Source organism: Pseudomonas palleroniana (assembly GCF_003031675.1).
Lineage (GTDB): Bacteria > Pseudomonadota > Gammaproteobacteria > Pseudomonadales > Pseudomonadaceae > Aquipseudomonas > Aquipseudomonas palleroniana.
Map to the genome: position 1 here is coordinate 1 of NZ_PYWX01000028.1, position 13,631 is coordinate 13,631.

Sequence of the window (13,631 nt, forward strand, 5' to 3'; positions counted from 1 at the left end):
TGATGCTGATAATCTTGTTGACTATCAGTCTGACTCCACAAGCACCCACACGAATTGCTTGATTCAGTTGTTAAAGAGCGGTTGGTCAAGTCTTTCGTCTCAACCGAGGCGCGCATTCTACAGCAGCCTCATTTGCTGTCAAGTGATTATTTTCAGAAGCTTTCGAAGATTTCTTCAACAACTTCAACCACTTGCGCCTCCGATCTCTCGTTAGCGGGAGGCGAATTCTACAGGCATCAGCAGAGGCGTCAAGCGCTAATTCAAAAAATCGGAATTTTCTTTCTGGGCATCTCCCTCTATCGCTCCCCTCTATATATAGAAAGAGAAAATGACTCTCAGCGAACGCGCTCCGATACTGGAAAGCACGGAGCGAAGCCTACTCGAAAGCGACCAGGAAGCTAAAGAAGATCAAGAGAGGAAAAGAGAAGAAGAAAGACACGCAAATCAACAGGCATCTATAGCGCAACGCCTGGCGTATAGATGGTGTCCCAGGGCCGGTTCGAACGGCCAACCTTCCCCTTAGGAGGGGGATGCTCTATCCAATTGAGCTACTGGGACAAATGGAAGCCGTCAGGCTAAGAGCCCAGCGACGGACGGCGTGCATGTTAACGGCCAAGATAGATTTTGTCATGTCGTCCGTAGGCATTTTGAGTGTAGGCCTAAGCTTGCAGAAGCAAACGCGGTTCAACCCCGCAAATTCGGGCTGCAAATGGAATCGTGCAAATTGCATTGACCAAAAAAGCGAATACATTGCAAATTGCATCCACAGCCCTCATAAAAACAACATAACCCTTTGATTTTAAATAATTAAAATATTGGCACGACACCTGCAATAAATCTCCTATAAGCCAGTTTTGCAAACACTAGTCAGCGGAGAAGAGAACCATGAATAGCGCCGCCCTGTTAGCCCTGAATACCGTAGCCTTGGCCGCGCTGGTGATTTTTCATTTTCAATCCACCACTGCCCAGAACACGACACAGATCAACCAGCCGGTTCCACATCACCTCCAGCAACGCCCGCAATTGGCAGTAATGACCGCCGCCCAGCCCTCCCCCGTTTACGCGGCTCAAGGCGCCCAGACTTCGACCACATCCAAACATTGGATCTTCTAAGAGAGCCACCAGCCCCGATCCTGAGTTTGGCGTTCATGCAATTCTGTACGCCTATGACCCAGCCGGGGCATTTATGGCCGGCGTAGCGTCCAGTAGATTCACGCCGACCCGGTCTACCGGATGAAATCTACCCAAGACCGCGCGGAACCATTTCAGCTCGACCTTATGTCGCCTGACGCTAGCAAATCGGCAAACTGACACTAGTCTTAAGATTGAGGGCAAAAGGCCATATTGCGGTAGGATGTGCGCCCCCAACCCGCGTGCAGCCTGGGCTTGCGCGACGATCTGAATTCCAGATGCTGCGCAAATTTTTTTCCAACCAGTCCGCAGAATTGAAAATGAGTGCTGGCATAAAGCCTGTAGGCGGTTCAATATTTGTCACAGAATTGACGCCAAGTAAACGTCAAATCTGAGGCATGATGCGGCCTCTTTGCAATTCGGGTTGAACTTTGGTCGTGAGCCTTGTCTTAACACTCATCTTGCGGCCAATTCCAGAAACCGCTCCTCTGAACTAACCGGTTAAATATATGCGCCCATTGAAACAGGCAATTTATTCCAGCCGTACGGCTGACAAGTTCGTCGTACGTCTGCCAGACGGAATGCGGGAACGCATTGCCGAGGTGGCTCGCAATCATCACCGCAGCATGAACTCCGAAATCATCGCCCGCCTGGAGCAGAGCCTTATTCAGGAAGGTGCGCTGGGTGAAGAGTTGAGCATGCGCATGGACAGCCCAGAGCTGTCACTGCATGAACGCGAGCTGCTGCAGCGTTTTCGTCAACTCTCCCACCGCCAGCAAAATGCTCTCGTCTCGCTTATCGCACACGATGTTGAGGCAGCAGCAGAAGCCAATTGATTCACTATTGAAAGCAGAAGCCAGCCAAGTGCTGGCTTTTTTTTGTGCGAAATCTGGGAAAGGAGTATGGAACGAGGGGCAGAATTGCCCCCCCCCCCGTGAAAAGGCATCAGAGCAGGAAGATCGTGGCCAGGCCCAGGAAGATGAAGAAACCACCACTATCGGTCATGGCGGTAATCATCACGCTGGCCCCCATTGCCGGGTCGCGACCCAAGCGTGCCAAAGTCATAGGGATCAGTACCCCCATCAGAGCGGCCAGCAGCAAGTTGAGCGTCATGGCAGCCGTCATTACAACGCCGAGCGACCAACTGCCATAAAGCATGTAGGCCACAATACCGATCACCCCACCCCATACGACTCCGTTAATCAGCGCCACCGCCAGCTCCTTGCGCATAAGGCGTGACGTATTACCGGTGTTCACCTGATCAAGCGCCATGGCTCGTACGATCATGGTGATCGTCTGGTTGCCGGAATTACCACCAATACCGGCAACAATGGGCATCAACGCTGCCAGAGCCACCAGCTTCTCAATCGAACCTTCGAACAACCCAATCACTCGCGAAGCAATGAAGGCGGTAATCAGGTTGATAGCAAGCCACGCCCAACGGTTACGCAAGGAACGCCAGACCGAAGCAAAGATGTCTTCCTCTTCACGCAGACCCGCCATGTTGAGAACTTCGGTCTCACTCTCCTCACGAATCAGGTCAACCATTTCATCAATGGTCAGACGACCGATCAGCTTGCCGTTCTTGTCGACCACAGGAGCAGAAATCAAGTCGTAACGCTCAAATGCTTGAGCGGCATCATAGGCGTCTTCGTCCGGGTGAAAACTCACCGGATCACTGGCCATTACTTCCGCAACTTTCTTCTCAGGGTCGTTGACCAACAGGCGCTTGATCGGCAGTACGCCCTTCAGGATACCTTCGTAATCAACGACAAAAAGTTTATCAGTATGGCCTGGCAGCTCTTTAAGACGGCGTAGGTAACGCAATACCACTTCCAGGCTGACGTCCTCGCGGATGGTGACCATCTCGAAGTCCATCAAAGCGCCGACCTGGTCCTCGTCGTAAGACAACGCGGAACGCACGCGCTCACGTTGCTGGCCGTCAAGCGCTTCCATCAGCTCATGGACAACATCACGGGGAAGCTCTGGAGCAAGGTCCGCCAGCTCGTCCGCATCCATCTCCTTGGCCGCTGCCAGGAGCTCGTGATCGTCCATGTCGGCGATCAGGGTTTCACGGACCGAGTCGGATACTTCGAGGAGGATATCACCGTCGCGGTCAGCCTTGACCAACTGCCAGAGCGTCAGCCGGTCATCCAGCGGCAAGGCTTCGAGGATATAAGCAACGTCGGCAGAGTGCAGGTCATCGAGCTTGCGTTGCAACTCGACGAGGTTTTGCCGGTGGACCAGGTTTTCGACGCGGTCGTGATGCGGACCTTCCTGGCGGTGCGTGAGGTCTTCGACCACGCGCTGGCGCTGCAGTAGCTCGATGACTTGAGCCAGACGATCCTGCAGGCTTTCCTGTGTTTTCTTTACTTCTACTTCGGTCATAGGCGAACTCCACTCCCAGCAGCGGGGCACGCCGGAAGCATCAATCAGTCAATTCATGATTGGTAAAGCGGGGTACTGAGTAACTACTGGGTAAGTCCATGGAGGTATTCCACAAGCCCCGGCGGGGCTGACGGGCACAATGATACACGCTGCGTGCGCTTTTAACGTTAAAAAACTGGAAAGAACAAGCGCTTGCGAGACAAAGCTCAGATTGGCTGCATCTATGAACTGCGACGACGCAGCTCGAAGGGAAAACACATGAAGCAGGAGAAAAAGATAATGCCTGCGAGAAAACCTACACAAACGCCAGACGGCAAAAAGCCCGCACTAGGCGGGCTTTTTGTTTGTATGGTGCACTCGACAGGATTCGAACCTGTGACCGCTCGGTTCGTAGCCGAGTACTCTATCCAGCTGAGCTACGAGTGCAAGTTGTGTTTTTAGACCAGATCACAACTGGTTGAAGCCAAGCCACCTGCATTGCTGCAACTGACTCTTAAATGGTGCACTCGACAGGATTCGAACCTGTGACCGCTCGGTTCGTAGCCGAGTACTCTATCCAGCTGAGCTACGAGTGCATTTGTTGCCGCGCATTATAGGCCGTTCAATCTCTATGTAAAGCTATTTTTTCGAGTATTTTCAACAACTTACCGAAAAAACCAGATTGCAACGTACTAAGCAAATAATGGCGGAGAACGGGGGATTCGAACCCCCGACACCCTTTTGAGGTGTACTCCCTTAGCAGGGGAGCGCCTTCGGCCACTCGGCCAGCTCTCCGCAACACGGGGCGTATATTAACCACGTTCATCCCCGTTTGCAAACATAAAAAACGATAAAAATTAAAGGCTTGGTTCTTCGTCCTTCTCTTTCTTGATCCGCAGGTAGATTTCCTCGCGGTGAACAGCCACCTCTTTCGGAGCATTAACCCCGATGCGCACTTGATTACCTTTGACGCCGAGCACGGTCACGGTGATTTCGCCATCACCGATAATCAGGCTTTCTGCGCAACGACGAGTCAGAATCAACATACCTTTCACCTCACGCATTTCAGTTCAGGAACAACAGTCTGCAAAAAAAAGGCCCTCGACCTACAACCCGAAGGCCATAGCCCTACCACCTAAGTATTGTCGAGCCCACACAAAAGAACATGCGCCCCACAAAAAAATGAAAGGCGCGGTAAACCGCGCCTTCCTGGCATCACATCACTCGCCCTGTCGGGCCGGAGCATCCAGCTCGAAAGCGGTATGCAGTGCGCGTACAGCCAGCTCCAGGTACTTCTCTTCGATCACTACCGAGACCTTGATTTCCGAGGTAGAGATCATCTGGATATTGATGCTTTCCTTGGCCAGAGCGCCGAACATACGGCTGGCAACGCCGGCATGGGAACGCATGCCCACACCTACGATCGATACCTTGGCAATCTTGGTATCGCCGATCACTTCACGGGCGCCAATTTCGTTAGCGGTGTTCTGCAGGATTTTCAACGCCGCATCGTACTCGTTGCGGTGTACGGTGAAGGTGAAATCGGTGGTGTTATCGTGCGAGACGTTCTGCACGATCATGTCGACTTCAACGTTCGCATCGCTGATAGGGCCCAGAATCTTGAAGGCCACGCCCGGGGTATCCGGCACGCCACGGATCGTCAGCTTGGCTTCATCACGGTTGAAAGCGATACCGGAAATGATCGGCTGTTCCATGGATTCCTCTTCATCAATAGTAATGAGGGTGCCCGGACCCTCTTTGAAGCTGTGCAATACGCGCAGCGGAACGTTGTATTTGCCGGCGAACTCTACTGCGCGGATCTGCAGCACCTTGGAACCGAGACTGGCCATTTCCAGCATCTCTTCGAAGGTGATCTTGTCCAGGCGCTGGGCGACCGGCACCACACGTGGGTCAGTGGTGTAGACGCCATCCACATCGGTGTAGATCTGGCATTCATCAGCCTTGAGGGCCGCCGCCAGAGCCACACCAGTGGTGTCCGAACCGCCACGCCCCAGGGTGGTGATGTTGCCGTGCTCGTCCACGCCCTGAAAGCCCGCCACAACTACCACGCGCCCGGCTTTCAGATCAGTACGGATTTTCTGATCATCGATTTGCAGGATGCGCGCCTTGGTATGCGCACTGTCGGTCAGGATGCGCACCTGGCTGCCAGTGTAGGACACCGCCGGCACGCCACGCTTGTTCAGCGCCATGGCCAGCAACGCAATGGTCACCTGCTCGCCAGTCGACACGATCACATCCAGCTCACGCGGCAGCGGCTGTTGATCACCACTGATTGCCTTGGCCAGATCGATCAGGCGATTGGTCTCGCCGCTCATGGCCGACAGCACCACCACCAGGTCATCCCCGGCATCGCGGAATTTCTTAACCTTGTCGGCGACCTGCTCGATTCTTTCGACAGAGCCGACCGAGGTGCCTCCAAATTTCTGTACGATCAAAGCCATTTCTAAGCCGCCTCAGCCCGTAAAGGGGCGCCCAATAAACAAATCTTGCAGCACCGCAGCGAGCCCACGACTAGACCATGGGCTCATTAACAGCGCCTTAAATACCGGCCTCGACAAACGGTACGGTCAGGCCCAGGGCCGCGTCCAGGCTGCCGGCATCTACACCACCGCCTTGCGCCATGTCCGGACGACCACCGCCCTTCCCGCCCACTGCCGCGGCGGCTTGTTTCATCAAATCACCGGCTTTGAGTTGGCCAGTCAGGTCTTTGGTTACACCGGCAACCAGAACGACCTTATCCTCATGGACACCGCCGAGCAGGATCACTGCGTGGCCGAGTTTGTTCTTCAACTGATCGACCAAGGCCAACAGCGCCTTGCCGTCCTGGCCGTCCAGACGCGCAGCCAGCACCTTCACGCCCTTGACGTCCAACGCTTGAGCAGACAAATCGTCACCCGCCGCGCTGGCTGCCTTGGCTTGCAACTGCTCCAGCTGTTTCTCCAGCGCACGGTTGCGCTCAAGCACGGCGGACAGTTTGTCGATCAGGTTGTCGCGGCTGCCCTTGACCAGGCCCGCCGCTTCCTTGAGTTGTTCTTCGGCCGCGTTGAGGTAGGCCAGGGCCGCAGCCCCGGTCACCGCCTCGATACGCCGCACGCCGGACGCCACGCCGCCTTCACTGATGATTTTCAGCAGGCCGATGTCGCCGGTACGGTTGGCATGGATACCGCCGCACAGCTCCACCGAGAAGTCGCCGCCCATGCTCAGTACGCGCACGCTGTCGCCGTACTTCTCGCCGAACAGTGCCATGGCGCCTTTGGCCTTGGCGGTCTCGATGTCGGTTTCTTCAGTCTCGACCGGAGTGTTCTTGCGCACTTGCGCGTTGACGATATCTTCCAGTGCCTTGATCTGCTCCGGCTTGATCGCTTCGAAATGGCTGAAGTCGAAGCGCAGGCGCTGACTATCGACCAACGAACCTTTTTGCTGAACGTGCTCGCCAAGCACCTGGCGCAACGCAGCGTGCAACAAGTGCGTGGCCGAGTGGTTCAGCGCGGTAGCGTGACGCACGTCAGCATCGACCTGGGTATCGACCGGCGCACCGACCGTCAGGTTACCCAACACCAGCACACCGTGATGCAGGAAAGCCCCGCCGGTCTTGGTGGTGTCACGCACTTCAAAGCGACCCGACGTCGAACTCAGGAAACCACAGTCACCCACTTGCCCACCGGACTCGGCATAGAACGGGGTCTGGTCCAGGACCACTACCGCTTCGTCGCCTTCATTCAACACGTCGACCGACTTGCCGTCCTTATAGAGGGCAACGATCTTGGCCGACCCCACGGTCGCCTTGTAGCCGATGAAATCGGTAGGCACGTCCACCTTGACCAGGGTGTTGTAGTCCAGGCCAAAGGAACTGGCGGAGCGCGCACGCACGCGCTGGGCCTCCATCTCACGCTCGAAACCGGCTTCATCGATGGTCAGCTCGCGCTCACGGGCGATGTCGGCGGTCAGGTCCATCGGGAAGCCGTAGGTGTCGTACAATTTGAACACCACGTCGCCCGGCACCACGGTACCTTTGAGCTCAGCCAGGTCCTGCTCGAGAATCTTCAGGCCGTGCTCCAGGGTCTTGGAGAACTGCTCCTCCTCAGCCTTGAGCACGCGCTCGATGTTTTCCTGCTGCTGCTTGAGCTCCGGGAAGGCGTCGCCCATCTCGGCGACCAGCGCGGCCACGATCTTGTAGAAGAAGCTGCCGGTGGCACCCAGCTTGTTACCGTGGCGGCAAGCGCGACGGATGATACGACGCAGCACGTAGCCACGGCCTTCGTTCGACGGCAGTACGCCATCAGCAATCAGGAAGCCGCAGGAACGGATGTGGTCCGACACGACCTTGAGCGACGACTGGTTTTCATTGGCGCAGCCAATCGCCGCAGCCGATGCGCTCAGCAGGTTGGTGAACAAGTCGATTTCATAGTTGGAGTGAACGTGCTGCATCACCGCACTGATCCGCTCCAGGCCCATGCCGGTATCCACCGACGGTGCCGGCAGCGGATGCAACACGCCATCGGCGGTGCGGTTGAACTGCATGAACACGTTGTTCCAGATCTCGATGTAACGGTCGCCATCTTCTTCCGGCGAGCCCGGTGGGCCACCCCAGATGTCGGCACCGTGGTCATAGAAAATCTCGGTGCAAGGACCGCACGGGCCAGTATCGCCCATGGTCCAGAAGTTATCGGACGCGTAAGGCGCGCCCTTGTTGTCGCCGATGCGGATCATGCGCTCTACGGGCACACCGACGTCCTTGGTCCAGATGTCATAGGCTTCGTCGTCTGTCGCGTAGACGGTGACCCAGAGCTTTTCCTTGGGCAGCTTCAACACACCGGTCAGGAAGGTCCAGGCGAACGTGATCGCATCTTTCTTGAAATAGTCGCCGAAGCTGAAGTTGCCCAACATTTCGAAGAACGTGTGGTGGCGAGCGGTGTAACCGACGTTTTCCAGGTCACTGTTCTTACCGCCGGCGCGTACGCATTTCTGGCTGCTGGTAGCGCGGGTATAAGCGCGCTTCTCCTGGCCCAGGAAGCAGTCCTTGAACTGGTTCATCCCCGCGTTAGTGAACAGCAGGGTCGGGTCATTGCCAGGGATCAAGGAGCTGGAGGCTACACGGGTGTGACCTTGCTCTTCGAAGAAGCGAAGGAAGGCTTCACGGATTTCTGCGCTTTTCATTAGGTTCTTCCACGGAGTCTGCGGCCAAAGGCCAGTGCGCAACATCATCAGACGGAGCGACGGCAAAGGGCCGCATTATATCGGCCCTTTGCCGGTGGTACAGCGTGTTTATGCGATAGAAGCATTCAATTAGACGGCCAGCACTGTCATTTTCGGGAAAACTCGACGAATGCCTGCACGACTTGCTCGATCTGCGCCCGGCTGACATCCATATGCGTGACCATGCGCAGACGCGGCGCGGCGACCAACTTGATCCCCCGCTCGGCGGCAAACGCCCTCAGGGCCTGAGCCTGCCCACCGATCTGCACGTAGACCATATTGGTCTGCACCGGCTCCACTTCATAACCGGCTTTGCGCAGTTCATCGCCCAGCCACTGGGCATTGGCATGGTCGTCGGCCAGGCGCGCCACCTGATGATCCAAGGCATACAGCCCTGCCGCCGCCAGCGAACCTGCCTGACGCATACCGCCGCCGACCATCTTGCGCAAGCGACGCGCCTTGGCGATCAACGCCGTAGAGCCGCACAACACCGAACCAATTGGCGCGCCCAGGCCCTTGGACAAGCACACCGAGACCGAGTCGAAATACTGGGCAATTTCCCGCGCCTCCACACCGAGCTTGACCGCCGCGTTGTAGAGCCGCGCACCGTCCAGATGCAGGGCCAAACCACGCTCACGGGTCAACGCGCGGGCCTTCGCCAAGTACTCCAGCGGTAGAACCTTGCCCTGCATGGTGTTTTCCAGCGCCAGCAAGCGGGTGCGGGCGAAGTGGAAATCGTCGGGCTTGATCGCCGCCGACACCTGGTCCAGGTCCAGGGAGCCGTCCGCCTGCGCCTCCAGCGGCTGCGGTTGGATCGAGCCCAATACGGCCGCACCACCCCCTTCGTATTTGTAGGTGTGGGCCTGCTGGCCGACGATATATTCCTCGCCGCGCTCACAGTGAGCCATCAACGCCAGCAGGTTGCTCATGGTGCCCGTGGGCACGAACAGCGCCGCCGCAAAGCCCAGGCGCCTGGCCAGCTCAGCTTCAAGGTGGTTGACGCTCGGGTCTTCACCGTAGACGTCATCACCACTGACCGCACTGGCCATCGCGTCCCGCATGCCGGGGGTGGGTTGGGTCACGGTGTCGCTGCGCAGGTCGATCACTGACATGAAACTGGCCTCTGTGAGTGGGTAAGCCCCTTAGAAGGAGATTACTGCGGGCAAAGCCGCGAGATATCAAGCCCTATGTGTATTCAAATGAATACCAACCAAACAAACCGATATAGCTTATCGATACAGCGCTCGTGCAGTTTTTGAAAAACCGTGTTAAAAACTCTCCGCCGCCAGGGTTCTGGCGGCAACGTTCTCAGGGCGGGGTGTAATTCCCCACCGGCGGTAATTGCACGCAATGTGCATAGCCCGCGAGCGCTTGGCGCCTTGAACTGCTCACGCAGGACGGCGACAAGGTCAGCAGACCCGGTGTGATCCCGGGGCCGACGGTCATAGTCCGGATGAAGAGAGAACGGGATTGGCACCTAAGGGCCGTTCGCTGACCTCATGCGTGCATGACCGGCGTTGCGTACCCTTAAATCCCATTCGATTCATAACGCCCTGTTTTTTTCTTAAACAGGAGTCAGAACATGCAACCCACCGCAATCGACAGCAAAAGCAAAAACCATCACGGCGAGCGTATCGCGTTTATCCAAGCCTGCTGGCATAAGGATATTGTCGACCAGAGCCGTAAAGGTTTCCTTGCCGAAATCATCGCCCAGGGCTACCAGGAATCGGACATCGACTTCTTCGAAGTCGGCGGCGCTTTTGAAATGCCCCTGCACGCTAAGCTGCTGGCCAAGACCGGCCGTTATGCCGGTATCGTGGCTGCCGCGCTGGTGGTGGACGGTGGCATCTACCGTCACGAATTCGTCGCCCAATCCGTGGTCAGCGGCCTGATGCAGGTGCAGCTGGAAACAGAAGTGCCGGTATTCTCGGTTTCCCTGACCCCGCACCACTTCCACGCCGGCAGCGAGCATCATGCATTCTTCCATGATCACTTTGTGCATAAAGGCCAGGAAGCTGCGCGCACTTGCGCCGATACCCTGCACAAGGTGCGTGCGATCCGTCGCAGCGAGCCACGTGCGGTAGCGGTCTAGGCATCACCGCAAAACCAATGTGGGAGGGGGCTTGCTCCCGATGGCGGTGTCTCAACTACAGATGAGTTGACTGTCACACTGCCATCGGGAGCAAGCCCCCTCCCACATTTGGATCCTGGTATGCCTTGAGACCTATATCAGGCCCGCATCCGTCGTCGGCACAATCAATATCCCCGCGCGCAAACCATTCTTCACCTTCGGGTTGGGGAAGATGATGCGTGCACCCTCCTCCTCGATCACCCAGCGGGTCTTGGCCACGTCTTCGGCCAGCAGGTAGCCCTTTTCCAGCTGCGAAAAATTTTCCACGTCTGCCGGCAGATGCAGCAGGAAAGCGTCGCTGTGCTTGATCACTTCACGCGCAACGGCGAACAGTTTCAGGCCGTCGAGGCTGTCGGTCTCGGGCTCGGTGCCTTCGATGATGTGCTTGAGGCGAGCTTCCAGGCGCGACACATCCACGCCGTCGTTCTGCCCGAACGGCCGCGCCTTGCCCAGCTCCAGGGTGAACGCCTCGGCGCCCAGTTGCTCATAGGTAAAAGCAGAGAAGGTAATCGAGGTCTTGTTCTGCATCAGCACCGCTTCCATGCCGGCCGCACGCAGGCGCGCAAGCTCACGACGCGAATGCTGGCGCCCCTCCTTCCAGGGGTACAGGGCGAATTGCTCGATCTTCGAACCCCGAATCGCCGTATGCAAGTCGTAATGCAGGCGCGAACGGCCTGGCTGGCTGAAGAAGCTGCGGGCCAGTTGCTCAAGTTCAGCGGCACGCATGGCTTCAGGGCCGATATTTTTTTCATGACGGCCGTTGAACAGCCGGTTGATGTCCAGTTCGAGGTAACGCTCACCGCGACGCATCGCCTCGGGGTTGCCGAACAGGAACAGAATACGGTTGCGGGGTTTGATCTCCCCACGGGCGATGCCATGCAACAGGCGGTCGAGCAGTTCGATCGGCGCGGTTTCGTTGCCATGGATGCCGGACGACAGCAGCAGGTCGCTGCCGTTGTCCTTCGCTTCAGGCGGGCGGACTTCAAGTGCGCCCTCGCTGAGCCAGCGCATCTGCACGCCGTCGACAGTCAGTTGAATTTTTTGCGCCGGTTCGCGACCGGCGAGGGTCAGTTCAAGCAGTTTGCCGAGGGCGAGCATAAGCAGCTTCCTTAGTGGTTGCAGCCAGGACCGTGGACGTGATCGTCGTCATCGCCGTCGACGTCGGCCGGCTCCATTTCCAGTTGCAGGCTCATCAGGTTGGTAGCCAACGGGCGCATCAGCAGGTTGGCGTACTCGGCGTCGCCTTCTTCCACATCCACGCCGATCAGCAACTGGCCACGGCCGTCGTGCTGGATCCAGATCTCCTTGCCCTGCCACACCACGGCAACGCGGGTGCAGGAGGTTTCCAGCTGGGTGCCGTCGGTATCTTCAAGGATCAGTTTCAGGGTGTCGGTGGTCATAAATAACTCTCGGTGGTGCGGCGTTAATTGAGCTGGAAAGGATAAACCGAGCCCAGTTTAAGGATTTGCGTCAGTTCATCCAGTGCCGTCCGGCACTCAAGCAGCAATTGCGGGTCAGCCAGGTCGGATTCACGCAGGCTGTCGCGGTAGTGCTTGTCGACCCATTGGGTCAGCGTGCCGTACAACGGTGCCGTCATGATAACGCCTGGATTCACCGCCGCCAGTTCCGTTTCATTCAAGGCCACCCGCAAGCGCAGGCACGCCGGGCCACCGCCGTTCTGCATGCTTTGCTTGAGGTCGAAGACTTTCACTTCGCGGATCAACCCACCGGACGCGGTCAAGCCTTGCAGGTACTGCCAGACGCGTTCGTTCGCGCGGCACTCTTCCGGCACGATCAGCAGCATCGAGCCGTCGGCGCGGCTCAGCAATTGGCTGTTGAACAGGTAGGAGCGCACAGCATCTTCAACGCTGACCTGGGCCCGGGGTACGCACACCGATTGGAAATTGCCGCCCAGCTTGCCCAACTTGCCCTGCAACTCGGCCAGCATCTGTTCGGTATGGAGGAACGCGTCCTCGTGATAGAACAGCACCTCACCGTTGCCCACCGCGATCACGTCGTTGTGGAACACGCCGGCATCGATCACTGCCGGGTTCTGCTGAGCGTAGACCACGCCGTCATCGCTCAGGCCGTGCAGGCGCGCAACGGCTTGGGACGCTTCAAGCGTCTGGCGCGCCGGGTACTTCTGCGGCGCCGGGTAACGGGTGTCGAACGCACTTCGGCCGAACACAAAGAATTCAACGCCCGCCTCGCCGTACTCGCGGCAGAAACGCGTGTGGTTGGCCGCGCCTTCATCGCCGAACTGCGCCACCGCCGGCAACGCCGCGTGGTGAGCGAAGTGTTTGGCATCGGCAAACATCGCCCCCAGCACGCGGCTGGTGGTCGGGTGTTCGATACTGCGATGGTATTTGCAGTTGAGGTTGGCGGCGGTGAAATGCACGCGGCCATCGGCCGTATCGGCGCTCGGGCTGACGGTGGCGGCGTTGGCCACCCACATGCTCGACGCGGAGCAGCTTGCGACCAACAACGGCATCGCCTGCTTGGCCGCCTGCTGGATCACTTGCGCATCGGTACCGCTGAAGCCCAGGTTGCGCAAGGCCGCCACGTCGGGGCGCTCCTGTGGCGCCAGCACGCCCTGCACAAAGCCCATGTCCATCAGCGCCTTCATTTTCTGCAGGCCCTGCAACGCCGCTTCCTTCGGGTTCGAAGACTGCTGGCTGTTGCTCTGGGACGCGACGTTACCGTAGGACAAACCGCCGTAGTTATGGGTCGGCCCCACTAGACCGTCAAAATTGACTTCATAGGATTTCATCGGCGAGGCTCCACG

At 57.6% G+C, this 13,631-nt stretch carries 11 protein-coding genes, 4 tRNA genes and 1 riboswitch; of the genes, 3 read left to right on the forward strand and 12 right to left on the reverse strand.

Annotated features, from left to right (window positions below; translation table 11 throughout):
- Positions 1-481: 481 nt before the first annotated feature.
- Positions 482-558, reverse strand: a tRNA-Arg gene (locus tag C9383_RS08360).
- 327 nt (positions 559-885) lie between these two features.
- Here C9383_RS08360 and C9383_RS08365 point away from each other — a divergent pair.
- Both C9383_RS08365 and C9383_RS08370 read left to right on the forward strand, forming a co-directional pair.
- On the forward strand, positions 886-1,113 hold the full coding sequence (locus C9383_RS08365; RefSeq protein WP_090369070.1) for a hypothetical protein: 228 nt from the start codon (positions 886-888) through the stop codon (positions 1,111-1,113).
- A 527-nt stretch (positions 1,114-1,640) separates the two neighbouring features.
- Positions 1,641-1,967, forward strand: a complete 327-nt coding sequence (locus tag C9383_RS08370; RefSeq protein WP_060757333.1) for an Arc family DNA-binding protein — start codon at positions 1,641-1,643, stop codon at positions 1,965-1,967.
- 109 nt (positions 1,968-2,076) lie between these two features.
- Here C9383_RS08370 and mgtE read toward each other — a convergent pair whose 3' ends face one another.
- From mgtE to ltaE, 8 genes are all read right to left on the reverse strand, one after another.
- Positions 2,077-3,519: a magnesium transporter gene (mgtE, locus tag C9383_RS08375; protein WP_060757332.1), complete on the reverse strand. Its 1,443-nt coding sequence runs from the start codon at positions 3,517-3,519 to the stop codon at positions 2,077-2,079.
- A 349-nt stretch (positions 3,520-3,868) separates the two neighbouring features.
- Positions 3,869-3,945, reverse strand: a tRNA-Arg gene (locus tag C9383_RS08380).
- 72 nt (positions 3,946-4,017) lie between these two features.
- Positions 4,018-4,094: transfer RNA gene (locus C9383_RS08385), tRNA-Arg, on the reverse strand.
- Positions 4,095-4,202: 108 nt separating this feature from the next.
- A tRNA-Ser gene (locus tag C9383_RS08390) sits at positions 4,203-4,293 on the reverse strand.
- A 62-nt stretch (positions 4,294-4,355) separates the two neighbouring features.
- Positions 4,356-4,544: a carbon storage regulator CsrA gene (gene csrA / locus C9383_RS08395; protein ID WP_003175645.1), complete on the reverse strand. Its 189-nt coding sequence runs from the start codon at positions 4,542-4,544 to the stop codon at positions 4,356-4,358.
- A 174-nt stretch (positions 4,545-4,718) separates the two neighbouring features.
- Positions 4,719-5,960: an aspartate kinase gene (locus C9383_RS08400; RefSeq protein ID WP_060757331.1), complete on the reverse strand. Its 1,242-nt coding sequence runs from the start codon at positions 5,958-5,960 to the stop codon at positions 4,719-4,721.
- A gap of 97 nt (positions 5,961-6,057) precedes the next feature.
- Positions 6,058-8,676 (reverse strand): alanine--tRNA ligase, encoded by a 2,619-nt coding sequence (gene alaS, locus C9383_RS08405; RefSeq protein ID WP_090369068.1) that lies wholly within the window; start codon positions 8,674-8,676, stop codon positions 6,058-6,060.
- Between the two features lie 146 nt (positions 8,677-8,822).
- On the reverse strand, positions 8,823-9,827 hold the full coding sequence (ltaE, locus tag C9383_RS08410) for a low-specificity L-threonine aldolase (RefSeq protein WP_060757329.1): 1,005 nt from the start codon (positions 9,825-9,827) through the stop codon (positions 8,823-8,825).
- 188 nt (positions 9,828-10,015) lie between these two features.
- Positions 10,016-10,185, forward strand: a riboswitch (FMN riboswitch).
- 112 nt (positions 10,186-10,297) lie between these two features.
- Between ltaE and C9383_RS08415 the strand changes: the two genes are divergently transcribed.
- Positions 10,298-10,807 carry a 6,7-dimethyl-8-ribityllumazine synthase gene (locus C9383_RS08415; protein ID WP_090369065.1) on the forward strand — a complete coding sequence of 170 codons (510 nt, stop codon included), beginning with the start codon at positions 10,298-10,300 and terminating at the stop codon, positions 10,805-10,807.
- 132 nt (positions 10,808-10,939) lie between these two features.
- On the opposite strand, the gene astE is transcribed toward C9383_RS08415, so the two are convergent.
- The 3 genes from astE to astB are packed head-to-tail and all read right to left on the reverse strand — an operon-like array spanning position 10,940 to position 13,616.
- A complete protein-coding gene (gene astE / locus C9383_RS08420) occupies positions 10,940-11,944 on the reverse strand; it encodes a succinylglutamate desuccinylase (protein WP_090369063.1) in 1,005 nt (334 codons plus the stop codon).
- A gap of 11 nt (positions 11,945-11,955) precedes the next feature.
- Complete coding sequence (locus tag C9383_RS08425; RefSeq protein ID WP_060757326.1) at positions 11,956-12,246, reverse strand: hypothetical protein; 291 nt, start codon at positions 12,244-12,246, stop codon at positions 11,956-11,958.
- Between the two features lie 23 nt (positions 12,247-12,269).
- Entirely contained in the window at positions 12,270-13,616 is a 1,347-nt protein-coding gene (astB, locus tag C9383_RS08430) for an N-succinylarginine dihydrolase (RefSeq protein ID WP_090369061.1), read from the reverse strand.
- Positions 13,617-13,631: the final 15 nt, after the last annotated feature.